We start from the raw sequence: 14,567 nt of genomic DNA, 5'->3' as shown, positions 1-14,567 counted from the left end.
CACATGAAAGAGTCTAAGTTAGAGTCTTTTCAATCTATCTACCGCCGAGCGTGCGAGCGCAAAGGCGGTGAAAGGGTGCTTGAAGCCATGCTCCAAGCGCCACTTTCTAAAGCGCAAATTGAAGCAATTCCTGACGACCGCTTTTTAGCGGCGATGACCAAAAAAGTGTTCCAGTCGGGCTTCGTGTGGCGAGTTATTGAGCAAAAGTGGCCCGACTTTGAAACCGTATTTTTCGGGTTCGACATTGATAAAGTGTTGTTGATGCCTGATGAAATGCTAGAGCAAAAAGCGTCAGATAAGCGCATTGTTCGCAACTATAAAAAAGTGATGACAGTGCGTGACAATGCCATGATGATCAAAGACGTAGCCCTGGAGCACGGTAGCTTTGGTAAGTTCGTAGCAGGCTTTGAAAAAGACAATATCACTGAGCTTTGGGCGTTTTTGAAAAAACGCGGTGCGCGATTAGGCGGTAACACCGGCCCCTACATGCTTCGTGCACTAGGCATAGACACGTTTTTATTCTCACGTGACGTGGAAGATTACTCGCGAAAGAATGAAATTATCGACGGTGGCTTAACCTCGAAAAAGTCGCTGTCGGCGGCCAATGCGGCATTTGCGCAATGGCATGAGGAAAGCGGCCGTTCTTTGCAAGAGATCAGTGCCATTGTTGCCTATAGTTGGGGCACAAACAATCAGGTAGCGTAGAGCAAGCTGCTTTAGTCTTCTAAACAAGCGAGCTTGTGCCTTGCAGGCTCCGCTTTTGTAAAGGTCAAAGGCTTGATTTACATCAGGAGACAGTCAGGCATAAAGCTTTTGCTTGAGCACACAATCCTATACACTTCGGCATTAATAAAAATATTCAAATTACAGGACTGTCATGAGCGACAATCAAACTCCCGCTACGCAAGCAGACTCTGCAATCGACAATGCTACTGAGCATACAACGCACTTTGGTTTCAAACAGGTGGATAAAGGGCAAAAAGCCTCTTTAGTTGCTAATGTTTTTGACTCTGTTGCAGCAAAGTACGACGTAATGAACGATCTTATGTCGATGGGAGTGCATCGTTTATGGAAGCGTTTCACAATAGACTGCAGCGGTGTTCGCGCTGGCAATAAAGTATTGGATATTGCCGGTGGTACTGGCGATCTAACCGCTAAGTTCTCTCGCTTGGTAGGTCCTACAGGGCGCGTAACCCTTGCCGATATCAACTTGTCTATGCTGAAAGTAGGCCGTGATAAGCTTCGCGATCGCGGCTTGGTAAGCAACATCGATTATGTGCAAGCTGACGCGGAAGCACTGCCTTTCCCCGACAACCATTTTGATGTGGTGACCATGGCATTCGGCCTCAGAAACGTAACGGAAAAGCAAAACGCGCTTAATTCTATTTTTCGCGTGTTAAAACCAGGCGGCCGTTTACTGGTATTAGAATTTTCTAAGCCTACGTCAGAGCAGCTCAGCAAACTTTACGATATGTACTCGTTTCACATTTTGCCAAAAATGGGTCAGCTAGTGGCGAACGATGCAGAAAGTTACCAATACCTTGCGGAAAGCATACGTATGCACCCAGATCAAGAAACCTTGAAGGGGATGTTCGAGCAGGCTGGCTTTGAGCAATGTGATTACCAAAACCTGACTGGCGGTATTGTAGCGCTACATAGAGGTTATAAGTTTTAATGCCTACTTCTGCGCTGGTTACCGCAACGGCTGAATCGGTTTTAAACAAGTTGCTGTCTTTAGACGAAGACAGCGAAGCAAGGCTAAAAGCGCTTGCTGGCGCCAGGCTTACCGCGTTCATTTCGCCGTTTCCTTATGGTATTACGCTGTCGTTTTCTGACCGTATTGACGTACTCAGCGAACAAGGCTCGTTTGAAGACGCCGTCGCGTCCCTTGGGCCGAAAGACTGTTGTATTAAAACGTCGCTACAAACCTTGCCAGAGTTAAAAGAAACCAGCCAGTTGACTCGTCTTATTCAGCAAAAGGCCCTCTTTTTGGAAGGAGAGCTCAATGTTGCTCAGCAGGTCAGTGCCTTGTTTCAGCAGCTCGATATCGACATTGAAGAGTTGCTGGCACAAAAGACTAACGATGTTATTGCCCATCAGACCGTGAAAACGGTGAAATCCGTGCATGAGAAGTCGATGTCAGCGCTAGCGTCCATGGCGAAGGTATTCGGCAACGCCGTAGTAGAAGAAAAGCAGCTTGCTGCACACAAGCTGGCGGTTATGCACTTTAGTGACGAAGTTAATGCGCTTCGCGATCGAGCAGAAAGTGCCGATGCGAGACTGCGCCGCCTAGAAGAAAAATTTAAGTAAGATTGAGAGAAACAGGCTCATAAATGCGTATTGTTAGGTTATACCGAATTAACAAGGTATTGTTGGAACACGGCTTAGACGAACTTATTCCAGCAAAGTGGTTACCCTGGTACGCGCGGGCTATGCGTCATACCATTTTTTGGGTGCGAAACAAGCACAAGGGCAAGTCAGCCGGCGAGCGTATTACCCTTGCACTACAAAACCTTGGGCCTGTTTTTATTAAATTCGGCCAGATGCTCTCTACCCGCCGAGACTTGCTTCCTCCTGCCATTGCTAACGAACTTGCTCGTTTGCAAGACAAAGTTCCGCCGTTTTCATCTGACGCTGCACAAGACATTATCAAGCAAGCGCTAGGGCTTTCTGATTTAAGCGAATTATTCAGTGAATTTGAAAAAGCGCCGCTGGCGTCTGCCTCTATAGCCCAAGTTCACGCGGCAAAGTTGAAGCATAACAACGAAGACGTCGTGGTAAAGGTATTGCGCCCAGATATTCGCGATACCATCGTGGCGGACATGGAGCTTTTATTTAGCTTGGCTAACGTGCTTCAACGCTGGCTTCCTGATGGCAAACGGCTGCGTCCTGTCGAAGTGGTTGTAGAATACCGCAAGACCATTGTTGATGAACTTGATTTACTGCGTGAATCTGCAAACGGTATTCAGTTAGGGCGTAATTTTGAAGGTTCAGACGCGCTTTATGTACCTAAAATTTACAGTGACTATTGCCGCAGTAATGTGTTGGTTATGGAGCGTATTTACGGTCTTCCAATCTCAAATATAGACGCATTACTTACCCAAAATACCAATATGAAAAAATTGGCCGAGCGCGGTGTGGAAGTATTCTTCACTCAGGTATTTCGCGACAGTTTTTTCCATGCAGACATGCACCCGGGCAATATCTTTGTATCTACCGAACACCCTGAAAACCCCAAATATATCGCCATCGATTTTGGCATTGTGGGTACGCTCAACCGTGAAGACAAGCGCTATTTGGCTGAGAACTTTATTGCCTTCTTCAACCGCGACTATCGCAAAGTCGCGCAGCTTCACGCCGACTCAGGCTGGGTACCGCAGGATACCAATATCGATGAGTTCGAGATGGCCATCCGCACGGTATGTGAACCTATATTCCAAAAGCCACTAGCTGAAATATCCTTTGGTAACGTGCTGCTGCAGCTATTTAATACGGCACGACGTTTCAATATGGTTGTGCAGCCACAGCTTGTGCTACTGCAAAAAACATTGCTGTATATAGAAGGCTTAGGCCGTCAGCTCTATCCTCAGCTTGATTTATGGAAAACCGCCAAGCCGTTTCTTGAAAACTGGATGAAAGAGCAGATTGGCTTTACCGCCATGATGGGGAAGGTGAAAGACAACTTACCTTTCTGGTCTGAAAAACTACCTGAAATGCCAGACCTGCTGTACGACAGTTTACAGCAAATGAAGCGCTTGCCATTGCAACAACAAAGGGCACATTTGGCACTGCTTCAAGAGCAAAAGAAAACAACTCAGACCACTCATTTAAGCGTAGTGGGCGCCACCTTTGTGTTAATGACAGCAATACTGCCAATGTACGATTTATCTTGGTATTTCCCTGCAAGTACAGGCGTAATTGGCGCAATTTGCTGGTATTTAGCCTGGCGGAAAGGGCATTAATTTTTGTTACGCTGCGGTGAAATATTTATGAAATCCGTAGTTTATCAATTAATTTGTATATTAATCGTCCCGAAGAGTGTTATAGTGGCTTTGGCTTTAAGCCAAAGTCTTTAAAGAGACGCGATTTTGTATTATTTGCTATATGTTAAACCACTCGAGTTACCCGGTAATTTGTTGTAAGTTGTTTGTCCATTCGTAAGTAAGACCCAATACTCCGCCAATTTAAAGACTCTAAAGAACTTAGTTACACGCGCTTATGCGCAATTTAATACGATATTTGAGGTCTATACGACATGTCTAAAGTTACAGGCACAGTTAAGTGGTTCAACGCTGATAAAGGTTACGGTTTTCTAACTCAAGATAACGGCGGTAAGGACGTATTCGTTCATTTCCGTGCGATCATCTCTGACGGTTACAAAACGCTTCCAGAAGGTCAGCGAGTAGAATTTGAAGTTGAAGAAGGTCAAAAAGGTCTTCAAGCTGCTAACGTGCAAGCTATCTAAGAATTCAAAAACGGCGGTCATTTGACCGCCGTTTTTCTTTCTAATGTCTGTATTTCCACACCCACGCTAAACGCGCGACAAAGCTTTTAGTCCATACCGCTTTTGGTATATATCATTTCTAACGAATAACGCTTTTCATCAATAGCTAGTCTACCGCGTCGCTATCGCCATCCTTTTTCGGCTACACCACATAAGCACTCGTTCACCCCAATAAATTTGAAGCTCGCAGCATATTCCTAATATCAGTACGCCACGGTATTGCGTAGTCATAGCGTTTAATGCTTTACTCATTACAACGCCCATTTGGGTAATACCAGTCCGCACAGTTAATTACCCACTCAGCGAGACTCAAAGTGTTCGTAATCGCGGCGATAAATACGTCTACAGGGAGTGCTTAATGCGCATGACATCAACTATTCGATCTTCATTGGCCACCGCGCTACTTATTCTAATTTCAAACCTTGCTTATGCTGCTCAGGCAAATGGACAAGTCGATGATCAGGATGTTTTAGCAATGGTGCTTAATACCGAAATCCGTATGGCAGACGTCGTGCCTAGTGAAGAAGAACGTAAAAACTTGAAGCAGCAAGCGAAAGACAATTACGCAGGTATGCTTGATTATGTGGTCCGTGTAAATGCGTCTAACAGAATTTATGAGCTTGTTTTAGAGGACTATGCAAAACAAAAAGGCATAACGGTTAATCAAACACTGGTAAGCAGGTTTATCGAGAAGTTTGAAGGTCAGGTTTCAAGTGAAACGGCAACGAAACCCATTAAAGAGATAGCGGCCAAGCAGGTTCTACAGTTTCAAACAGAAAAAGCGATGTATGAAGAGTTTGGAGGGCGTGTTATCTTTCGCCAGTCTAACCCGCAAATGCCGATTGACGCTTACAATACACTGTTATCTCGCTATCGCGATGCAGGTAAACTTAGCATAATAGATGTGGACTTGCGGGATGCATTTTGGGATGTATTTACGCCTCCCTTTCAATACGAAATTGCACCAGAAAATGTCGACTTTAGTCAGCCTTGGTGGCTGTAAATAGCCTCTATAAAAGTAAAGCGCCTGACGTAATTCGCTGAAAAACTGAGAACATGGAAATAAAGGGCAACATCTCACTATGCGTAGTGAAAAAACAAGCGGTATAGACACAATAGATAAAGCCATTTTGGCCATGCTACAGAATAACGCTGACACGCCTGTCGCAGAAATCGCTGAGCAAGTTGGGCTTACGGTAACGCCCTGCTGGCGGCGTATTCAAAAGCTAGAAGAGAAGGGCATAATCTCTAGGCGAGTAGCGCTGTTGCAAGCAAAACACCTGGGGCTGGCCATGACCGTTTTCGTTCAAGTAAAAGCGGGCAGACATGATGGAAAGTGGCTGGCAAGTTTCGCTAAACACGCCGCATCATTTGATGAAGTTGTTGAATGCTATCGTATGTCTGGCGAATACGATTACCTGCTAAAAGTCCTCGTTACCGATATGGATTGCTTTGATCATTTTTATAAGCGATTGGTTAACGGTATAGAGTTTTCCGACGTCACTTCAAGCTTTGCAATGGAGCAGATTAAGTACACAACCTCGGTACCGCTTAACCATATTTAACCCCTCATAATTAGCATTGGTTTTCTCAATACCTTCGGTGATAGATGAGGCAATTTGCAGTTGAAGACTCTAACTTACATAAATTCGATAACTTCCCGATTAAAAATCTGAAAGAAAAAAGCAACCGTAGCGGTCTATTTTTGTTCAATTGTAGGAGAAGTAAATTTTGTCCTACTACGAATAGAAAAGGGTGCAGAGACGTGCGACAAGTATAGGCGTGCCCCTAAATAATATGGGGGTTATATGTTTAAAACCATCAAGCAAAGAATATTGCTCGGTTATCTTCTCGTTGTAATTGTGTCGCTCATCGCGGCAATTGTATTGACAAAGAACAACGCCAATGTCGAAAACTTAGTAGAAGCCTACGTGGCTGAAACATTACCCTCGTTAAGCGCTATCGATGATATACAAACTCAAAGTAAAGAGCTGGTGCTTATCGCGTATTCCTTATACGGAACCACAATAAGTAGTCGCGAATATAACGGGCAGAAAGACCGGCTCGTCGACGAGACCAACGCCAAATTTTCCCAATTCAGCTATATGGGAAGCGATGCCGCTCAAGAAAAATTTGATGTACTGGTTGCGTCAGCTGCGTCTTTACAGCAAACGATGTCAGCAACATCTATAGATTGGGATATTGCACGGGAAAATCTTCAAGTCATTACCCAAGCAGCATCTGAACTAAATGCACTTTTGACTGGGGTACGCTCGGGTGTTGAGCGTGCTGCGAACTCTCGAACCATGGCTATTTCTGCTGAACTCAGTGTGAGCCAGTTCACTATCTACAGCCTAATCATATTGCTACTGGCTGTATCCATAATGGGCTACATACTTGCTAAGCGGAATATTGCAAATCCTATCGAAGAGATGGCTAAGAGGCTTGACGATATTGCAAAAACACGCAATTTACAGTCACGTCTACCTACTCAAAATTTACAAGAACTCCACGCGATAACGCATAGCGTTCAAGGTCTACTAGCCGTATTTCACAAGGGAATGACTGACCTTCAACATGCAGTGAATGACCTGAACCACTCATCACAAACACTTAACAGTGCAACATCACACTCTTCAACCGCTATCTTAAGCTTTCAAGGAGACATTAAGCAGCTAGTGTCAGTCATGGATAATCTGTCTGATGAAATGGAACAAAGCCTTACTCTATCTATAAAAGCTGCGGAACAAGCGAAAGGTAGTGCCCACCAGATAGCGCAAGGTAAGGTGGATGTGGAAACCACAGCGCGCGCCATCTCTGATTTAACCCTTAACATTGATAAAACTGCTACTACGTTAGATAAGCTGCAAAGCGATGGAAAAAACGTATCGAGTGTGGTGAAAACCATTGCTGAGATTGCTGATCAAACTAACTTATTGGCACTTAATGCTGCAATAGAAGCGGCAAGAGCAGGAGAGTCGGGTAGAGGTTTCGCGGTGGTGGCGGATGAAGTGCGTACGCTAGCATCAAGAACTCATCAATCGACAGTTGAAATTAATGCCATGTTAGAAAAAATAGTGCAGTCAATTCGTGATTCTGTACAAACTATGACTTCGAATAAAGACAAGGCACACAACGCATTGGGGCTTGCCAATGAGCTGGTGATTACGTTGGAAGACGGACGCAAAAGCGTTTTATCGTTAGTTGAGGTGAGCAATGAGGCTTCGGCTCTTGTACAACACGCTAAAGATCAGGTGCAAGTTGCACGCGAAGGGGCACTAGATTTTCAAATGCTGGGCGATCAAGTAAAAGCCGCGAATACCAATGTGAATAGTGAAGCGAAAAGCTTATTCAGCCTGGCTGAGAACCTTCAGGAAAACGTTAATAGATTTAAATTGAGCTAAAAAAATGGGGCCGGTTTGACGGGCCCCATATAAATTAATGATTTTGGTCTTCAACGTGCTGGTCGGCGAATATCTTGGATTTCTTTTTGATTTTACATCCTAAGATACGCTGCGCATTTTTACGGCCGATATAGTGAGCGACTGTGTAGGGGTGCGCGCGCTTGAAGAACCGTGAGAACGAATGGAATACATTTTCCATGGTATTGGCTCCTTCTATTAAAAATTGCCCCAAATAAAATATAGTAATATTACAGTTTGATGTCAACAAAATATTTAACGGTAAGTAACGTTTAAATTTTGATCACACCTTAAGGGTAGACTAGCTAACGCTAAACATCCTCTAGTCATTGGTATACATTGTTCGAGGGAAAGGATCATATTTTGATCGCAGGTTTTCAGATCGAGTTCGTGGATTGGGGATACTGGTCGCCGCAAATGCCCCAAGCACAGGAAAGGCGTCGGGAACCGCAAGAAACTCGCAATGTACAGCGTTTAGTATAGCGCTGAATAGAAAGTGAACACCATTGAATTTCAATGATGTTCACTATTGTTTCAAGTAATTGGGATCTGCTGCGATCCCATTAACAAAGGCTAGTAGTAAGAAAGCTTCTCTGATTTACCGGAGAATATCTTATATACCATGGCCGTATAAGCCAAAATAATAGGTACTACAATAACTACGCCAACAAGCAAGAAGCGCAGAGAGCTTGCATCACTAAGCGCATCCATCACCGTCATCTGTCCAGGGATGATAAACGGATAGTAGCTTATGCCAAATGCGGTGAAACAAAGTAAAAATACTAGAAGGGCAATAAAGAACGGAAGCCATTCGCCTTTCCCTTGTGCATCAGGCAGTTTTTTAAGCAACACACCACATAGTGCTAGAAGCGCAAAACACGCTACTGGAATAGCGAAAAGCACATAGCCCCAAGGAGCAGACAACCATAAGTCTCGTACGTCATCGTGTAAGGTTAGATTCGCGATACTTACCGCGACAATTCCTACCGCCAGTACCCCTAAACCTCTTCTGGCCCAGTAATACGCCTTTTGTTGAAGCTCACCTTCGCCTTTAAGTATTAACCAGCACGAGCCAATAAACGCATAGGCAGCCGTAACACCAAATGCAGCGAGAAGTGCAAAGCCTTGCGCCCAAATATCTGTGCGAAGACCCGTCACGTATATACCTAACATATACCCTTGAGCTAATGTGGTTAAAAGCGAACCGTATTTGAATACCATGTCCCACTTACGCTTTTTCACCTGCACAACCTTGGCGCGAAAATCGAACGCTACGCCGCGCAAAATAAGCCCTAATAACATGAAGGTTGCAGGCAAGTACAAGGTTTGTAAAAACTCACTATGGGCTTCAGGGAAAGCAATAAGCAGTAGTCCTATGGCGAGCACAAGCCACGTCTCATTGGCATCCCAGTAAGGCCCTATAGAGGCTATCATGTCATCGCGAAACGCTTCTGTTCTTGGCGGGATAAGTACACCCACACCCAAGTCGTAGCCATCTAAAATGGCGTACAGCAATACAGATAGACCAAGTAAACCCACATAAATATTTCCGAGCATTTCTGCTGATACATTTTCAAACATGTTTGCTCTCCTTAAACCGTGCTTGGGTCTGGGTCAGTAGGTTGCATTTTTGCCTTGGCAACTTCGCGCTCTTCCGTCGTTATCTCTTCAATTTCAACGGCTCTTCTGCACATCAACATAAGTGTTCCCATGTATGCGATTAGAAGCACCGTATAGATAACAAGATAGAGCGTGAACGACAGAGCAATATTCGCCGGTGGTAACTGGGTAACGGCATCAGCGGTTCTTAATACACCACTTACCAAATAGGGCTGACGGCCTATTTCCGTTACATACCAGCCTGCTAACGTAGCAATCCAGCCGCTAAACGCCATGCCTGCAAACGTGCGTTTAAGCCAAATTGGGAAGTCTTTGTTACGCATAAGATAAAGACTGCCAAGCCATGACACAGCGAGCATCAACATGCCCATACCCACCATAACCCTAAAACCGAAGAAAACAGGAGCAACGGGCGGATGCTCTCCTTCAAACTCATTTAACCCCTTAATCTCGCCCTTAAATTCGTGAGTAAGAATTAAACTTGCACCATAGGGAATGGGAATTTCAAAATGATTCTCTTTGCTTTCTTCGTCAGGAATTGCAAAAAGTAACAAAGGTGCACCTTCAGTGGTCTCCCAAAGTCCTTCCATCGCCGCTACTTTCTGAGGCTGATGCTCAAGCGTATTTAAACCATGCATGTCGCCAGCAAAAATTTGTAGCGGGATTAACACTGCCGCCGTATAGGTGGCGGTTTTAAGCGCGAGCTTAGGCGCAAGCTTGTCGTCGCCTTTAAGCATGCGGTAGGCCGAAAGCCCAGCTATCAGGAAGCTGGCCGTCAGTCCAGACGCTAACATCATATGTACAAAGCGGTAAGGGAAAGATGGGTTAAAGATAATTTCTTTCCAGTTTGTGGCATACACTACACCGTCGACCACTTCAAAACCCTGCGGTGTTTGCATCCAGCTATTTAAGGCTAATATCCAGAACGCAGAAGTAGTGGTGCCAAGTGCAACAATAAGGGTTGAAGCCGTATGCAGCCAGTTCGGAACACGGCGTATGCCAAACAGCATGATGCCTAAAAACGTGGCTTCTAAGAAAAAGGCGGTAAGTACCTCATAACCGAGTAGTGGCCCCGCCACATTACCTACTTTCTCCATAAATCCAGGCCAGTTAGTACCAAACTGAAATGACATGGTGACGCCGCTTACTACACCCAAGGCGAAACTTAGGGCAAAGACACGTACCCAAAAGCGATACATACGCATCCACACAGGGTGACCTGAAATATTAGAGCGCAGCTTGAAGTAAAATAGAAACCAGCCCATCGCCATGGTGATGGTTGGAAACAAAATATGAAAACTAATATTTAACGCAAATTGTAAACGAGACAGCAAGAATGCATCCACAGAAGGCCCCCTTAGTTAACGCTGTTTTTCCCCGGAAGTAGCTTGTCCTTAAGCTCAAGCATACGGCCCACGCCAGAACCCAACTTCATCAACGTGTTTAACTTTTCAGGCCCAAGATTTTGAAGCTCTTCAGACCATGCCGTAATTGATTCGAGTAAATCGTGAATTTCGTTCAGTTTATGTTGTGCATTTGCCTCTTTTTCATTGGCAGGTGCGTCAAGCAACAAATCACGCAGTAGACTCATGGTTGGGTCTATCTCGCGCTTTCTTCGTTCTTCAAATACTCTATTGGCCAATGTCCAAATATCGCCAGCCGGAATAAAGAACTCTTTTCTCTCACCAGGAACAAGATGCTGTTTAACTAAGCGCCATGACTGAAGCTCTTTTAAACCCATGCTGGTATTGCCTCTGGATATGTTGAGCGCATCTGCAATTTCCTGCGCCGAAATGGGCTCTTCGTTTAAAACAATAAGCGCAAGAATTTGCCCAACTGTTCTGTTGAAACCCCAACGACTTCCCATTTCGCCAAAGTGCATAACCGCAGATGTAATTAAAGGCGTCATTTTCATTTTTACCTTCCAGAAGTTTCAGAAATTACTGAAAGTTTATTGCGTAGGATCAAGAAACACAAGTTTTATTCGTGATATCACGTACGAATTTTTGAAAATTCAATGTTCTCAGCTAATGATCTAGACGTCGATATAACATGCTTTCTCAGCCATAAGTTGTTATCGTGTGGGTTACTCTACGGAACACACGACGAAAGTTCGCTTTCTTGATACTTGGCGCAAAGTAATGCAAACAATTGACAATACCCCTACAACGCTTCAAAACTGTGAAGATGAAGCTATCCACTTGATTGAAAGCGTACAAAGTTTTGGGTATGTCATAGCCATTAACCCTAGTACCAAAAAAATTCAGGTGGTGAGCGAGAACATTAATGACATGTTCAACGTAGACGTCGTTCCCGGTGAAACACTTATCACTGAACTGATTGACATTCCCTCTCCTGAAGCGCGCACATTCCAGACTATTCACGATGCTGTAAAAGGCGGAAATGTACGCCACGCCTACCAGTGGAAGTTTGCTGAAAATGCGCTCCATCTTAAAGATTGGGAGAAAGAGGGCAGTGGTGTTGCCTTCGATTCTAATGGCCTGTTGGTTATAGAGCTTGAGCCAACCCCTCAACTAAGCTTTGAGGCGGCGCAGCAATGGGTGCCAATGGATGTAGATATTCGCGCATTGTTACCCAATGTTGATAACCGCGACTCCATAGGGGATGTTGCCGATGCTATCGCTCAGGTATTTAAGCAATACATAGGTTTCGACTCGGTCATGGTTTATCAGTTTGACAAAACCTACTGTGGTGAAGTGATTGGTGAAGCCGCAAGTGCAGATTCTCGCTCATTCAAAGGGTTGAAGTTTCCCGCTTCGGATATCCCTAGTCAGGCCCGTGAACTGTATCTAAAAAATCGAGTGCGCTGTGTCTACGATGTAGAAGAGCAAGTTATAGGCCTTAAGCCTTCGGTTAAAGAGGCTGAACGTCCGCCATTGGATTTATCAATGTCAATGGTTCGCTCTGTTTCGCCTATGCACATTGCCTACCTTAAAAATATGGGGATCCGCTCTTCATTTTCAGTTTCGCTTGTTTTTGAGGGTAAGCTGTGGGGATTGTTAGCATGCCACAACAGTGAACCGGCTTACATCGACCAGAAGAAACGTTTAGTTTGCGAATCATTAGGTCACCTTTATGCCTGGCAGCTTCACACGAAAGCACTGCATAAAAAGAAAGAGCAATTTCAAATTCGCCAACGCAAGCTGAACCATATTGTTCACCAGCTTACTTCATACACGAACCCGCTTGAGGCCATCACGCAGAAAGAAGGAGACTTACTGGATGTTGCTGATTCGTGCGGTATGGCTGTGGTTACCCCTACGGGCAACTATCTGGTTGGTAAGACTCCCACAGAGAAAACCTTGGCAAAATTACTCGAAAAATTTGCCATTAGCGGCTCTGAGCAGTCCATTGCTATAAACCGATTAACAAACGAAATTTTAGATAGCGGCGACCTAAACGGCATTCGAGGCATGTATATTTCCTGCGTGTCTTCAAAACTGGGCTACTACACGGTTTGGTTTAGGGAGCAGAAAGACAAGACCATTCGTTGGGCGGGTCGCGATGCAGCCAGAAAAGATATTGGAAAGTCTCTTACTCCTCGTAATTCGTTTGATATGTATTTGCAAAGTGTCGCTGATGAATCGGTAGAGTGGACCGAAGATGACCAACTAATCATTGAAGGTTTTGATCATCTGTTTATACCTTACGCGCTAAGCTTAAAAGCGTCGCTCGATAAGCAAATTAGTAAATTAGAAGAGCTGGATAAAGCGAAAGATCAGTTTCTTGCCAGCATTTCTCACGAGCTACGTTCACCACTTAACTCTATTGTGGGGTGGACCGATTTAGCGCTGATGGATGTTGGCAATGTGGACAGAATGACTGATGCCCTTGGGGTGATAAAGCGCGCGGCATCAACTCAGGCAGCACTGATCAACGACATTCTCGATTTATCCCGTATTATTTCAGGTACGATGAAGCTCAGTACCCATTCGCTTAATATCGCTGGGTCAATATCTGAAGTTGCCAAATCTTTCGAGGCTGGGTTTGCGAGCAAGAATATTCAGCTATCGATAAATTGCGAAGACGATCACACGCAAATTCTGGGTGACAATCTCCGAATAAAACAGGTTATCAATAACCTGTTGAGCAATGCGCTTAAGTTCACCTCGAAAGGCGGTACTGTGCATGTAAGAGGTAGAAGAGAGCATTCGAACTACCTTTTCCGCGTTAAAGACAATGGCAAAGGTATGACGCGCGAGCAGCTATCTCATGTTTTCGAACGTTTTTATCAAGGCAAAAACGAGCACAACAAACATGGGTTGGGCTTAGGCCTGTCTATTGTGAAAAGTTTAGTAGAGATGCACGGTGGTGAAATTTATGCTGAAAGCGACGGACCTAATACAGGAACAACGTTTTACGTAACGCTGCCTATTGCGCCGCTTAATTTGCACGACGACATTATTGAAACTAAGAACTCTGAAATTAGCGACCTGACTGAGTCTTTGCGTTTGAACGGCTTACGGATTTTAGTCGCAGAAGATGAGCAAGACGCCCGTGATTTTATAAAGCTGTTTCTAGAATCTAACGGCGCGCGAGTTAATGTTGTGAAGAACGGCCTGTTAGCATGGAAAGAAATTAACGATATGCCAGAAGCCTTCGATCTTCTGCTATCGGATATTGGTATGCCGGAAATGGACGGGCTGGGTTTAGTTTTAAAAATAAGAGCCAGTGAAATACCAGAAATTGCAAAGCTTAATGCCGTAGCACTGACCGCTTATGCCTATACATCTGATCGCGTTAAAGCACTTAAAGCTGGCTTTAACAACTATGTGTCAAAGCCAGTCGATGGCGAAGAATTGCTGACAATTCTGGAAATGTACTTACCAGAAACGTCACACTAACGCTGACGACTCCCCGTCTTCCTTGCAACCTTTGATCAGCAGTATTGCGAAGATAGAGCGCGAAGATAGATCGTTAACAAGGCTCACACATATCTTTGAATAGGCTGTTTAGTTTAAGCAATGACAGGTATGCTTTTTAGTGTAGAAGTCGCGTAG

12 protein-coding genes are annotated in these 14,567 nt (G+C 44.6%); 9 read left to right on the top strand and 3 right to left on the bottom strand.

The window, feature by feature from the left end; translation table 11 throughout:
- Positions 1-3 precede the first annotated feature (3 nt).
- The 8 genes from MASE_RS17025 to MASE_RS16990 all read left to right on the top strand — a co-directional run bounded on the left by MASE_RS17025 (position 4) and on the right by MASE_RS16990 (position 7,908).
- Entirely contained in the window at positions 4-705 is a 702-nt protein-coding gene (locus tag MASE_RS17025) for a DNA-3-methyladenine glycosylase I (RefSeq protein WP_014950942.1), read from the top strand.
- A gap of 172 nt (positions 706-877) precedes the next feature.
- Positions 878-1,675, top strand: a complete 798-nt coding sequence (ubiE, locus tag MASE_RS17020) for a bifunctional demethylmenaquinone methyltransferase/2-methoxy-6-polyprenyl-1,4-benzoquinol methylase UbiE (protein WP_014950941.1) — start codon at positions 878-880, stop codon at positions 1,673-1,675.
- Positions 1,675-2,310, top strand: coding sequence for a ubiquinone biosynthesis accessory factor UbiJ (locus tag MASE_RS17015; protein WP_014950940.1), 636 nt, complete (start codon positions 1,675-1,677; stop codon positions 2,308-2,310). The genes ubiE and MASE_RS17015 overlap by 1 nt, the downstream gene beginning before the upstream one ends.
- 23 nt (positions 2,311-2,333) lie before the next feature.
- The gene (gene ubiB / locus MASE_RS17010; protein ID WP_014950939.1) at positions 2,334-3,962 is read left to right on the top strand and encodes a ubiquinone biosynthesis regulatory protein kinase UbiB; all 1,629 of its coding nucleotides are present in this window, start codon (positions 2,334-2,336) and stop codon (positions 3,960-3,962) included.
- A 293-nt stretch (positions 3,963-4,255) separates the two neighbouring features.
- Entirely contained in the window at positions 4,256-4,465 is a 210-nt protein-coding gene (cspE, locus tag MASE_RS17005) for a transcription antiterminator/RNA stability regulator CspE (RefSeq protein WP_012519905.1), read from the top strand.
- 397 nt (positions 4,466-4,862) lie between these two features.
- Positions 4,863-5,507 carry a hypothetical protein gene (locus MASE_RS17000; protein ID WP_014950938.1) on the top strand — a complete coding sequence of 215 codons (645 nt, stop codon included), beginning with the start codon at positions 4,863-4,865 and terminating at the stop codon, positions 5,505-5,507.
- 79 nt (positions 5,508-5,586) lie between these two features.
- Positions 5,587-6,069: an Lrp/AsnC family transcriptional regulator gene (locus tag MASE_RS16995; RefSeq protein WP_014950937.1), complete on the top strand. Its 483-nt coding sequence runs from the start codon at positions 5,587-5,589 to the stop codon at positions 6,067-6,069.
- A gap of 243 nt (positions 6,070-6,312) precedes the next feature.
- Complete coding sequence (locus MASE_RS16990; protein ID WP_014950936.1) at positions 6,313-7,908, top strand: methyl-accepting chemotaxis protein; 1,596 nt, start codon at positions 6,313-6,315, stop codon at positions 7,906-7,908.
- Between the two features lie 591 nt (positions 7,909-8,499).
- Here the strand turns inward: MASE_RS16990 and MASE_RS16985 are convergent.
- From MASE_RS16985 to MASE_RS16975, 3 genes are read right to left on the bottom strand one after another with little or no spacing between them, the layout of a single operon-like run.
- Positions 8,500-9,507 carry a cytochrome d ubiquinol oxidase subunit II gene (locus tag MASE_RS16985; RefSeq protein WP_014950934.1) on the bottom strand — a complete coding sequence of 336 codons (1,008 nt, stop codon included), beginning with the start codon at positions 9,505-9,507 and terminating at the stop codon, positions 8,500-8,502.
- 11 nt (positions 9,508-9,518) lie between these two features.
- Positions 9,519-10,892 carry a cytochrome ubiquinol oxidase subunit I gene (locus tag MASE_RS16980; RefSeq protein WP_014950933.1) on the bottom strand — a complete coding sequence of 458 codons (1,374 nt, stop codon included), beginning with the start codon at positions 10,890-10,892 and terminating at the stop codon, positions 9,519-9,521.
- Between the two features lie 11 nt (positions 10,893-10,903).
- On the bottom strand, positions 10,904-11,461 hold the full coding sequence (locus MASE_RS16975; RefSeq protein WP_014999724.1) for a GbsR/MarR family transcriptional regulator: 558 nt from the start codon (positions 11,459-11,461) through the stop codon (positions 10,904-10,906).
- A 226-nt stretch (positions 11,462-11,687) separates the two neighbouring features.
- On the opposite strand from MASE_RS16975, the gene MASE_RS16970 reads away from it, so the two are divergent.
- Complete coding sequence (locus tag MASE_RS16970) at positions 11,688-14,411, top strand: ATP-binding protein (RefSeq protein WP_041693869.1); 2,724 nt, start codon at positions 11,688-11,690, stop codon at positions 14,409-14,411.
- Positions 14,412-14,567: the final 156 nt, after the last annotated feature.

The organism is Alteromonas macleodii ATCC 27126, assembly GCF_000172635.2.
Lineage (GTDB): Bacteria > Pseudomonadota > Gammaproteobacteria > Enterobacterales > Alteromonadaceae > Alteromonas > Alteromonas macleodii.
Note: the sequence above shows the minus strand (reverse complement) of the source record. Positions and strands in the feature narration are given on the sequence as shown.